This window comes from Neisseria sp. P0021.S006 (assembly GCF_051956895.1).
In genome coordinates, this window is the sequence record NZ_JBQCWZ010000787.1 from 1 (window position 1) to 662 (window position 662).

Consider the following 662-nt stretch of genomic DNA (forward strand, 5'->3'; position numbering starts at 1 on the left):
CACCAAGCCCATCATCGCCAATAAAGACAGCGCGTCTTCAGGCTGAGGGCGCAGGTAAACCAGTGCGAACCAAAACGGCATCACCAACAACCAACCGACAGTGTAAGCCTGCCAGCCGCCGTTTAACTTCCATTTCGCTTTCAGCCACCAAGGCATGACAATCAGCCAAAACGCCAATACGACACACCAAACCAAATCAGGCAGCTGCCAACCGCCGGCATAGGCAATCACGCCGAACACCAGCGTTGACGCTAAATAATGATTGATTTTCAGCTTGTCCAAGCCGCTCATGCGGGCATATTCCCACAAAACCAACATAGCAATCAGGCCACAAAACGCCGCCCACAACCACATAGGTGCATAAAACAGCATGACCAGCATCAGCGGCAAGAGCCACAGCGCCGTTAAAATCCGTTGTTTCAACATAATTCTCAACCCCGTTGCTGCTCAAGCGGCAGCTGTTCGGAAGTCCGCCCGAAGCGGCGCTCCCGTTTTTGGAACGAAACAATCGCCTCGTTCAGCGATTTCTCATTAAAATCAGGCCACAGCGTATCCGTAAAATACAATTCCGCGTACGCCATCTGCCACAGCAGGAAATTACTGATGCGCGTCTCGCCGCCGGTTCGGATAAACAAATCCGGCTCGGGTGCATCGCCCAACAT

At 52.7% G+C, this 662-nt stretch carries 2 protein-coding genes; both read right to left on the bottom strand.

Translation table 11 applies throughout. The annotated features are described in order from the left end of the window. A partial coding sequence (locus ACTHUM_RS17100) for a phosphatidate cytidylyltransferase (protein ID WP_440403568.1) occupies positions 1–426 on the bottom strand: 426 nt, incomplete at its 3' end. 5 nt (positions 427–431) lie between these two features. Continuing rightward, positions 432–662: undecaprenyl diphosphate synthase family protein (locus ACTHUM_RS17105; RefSeq protein ID WP_440403569.1), on the bottom strand; the 231-nt coding region annotated here is incomplete at its 5' end.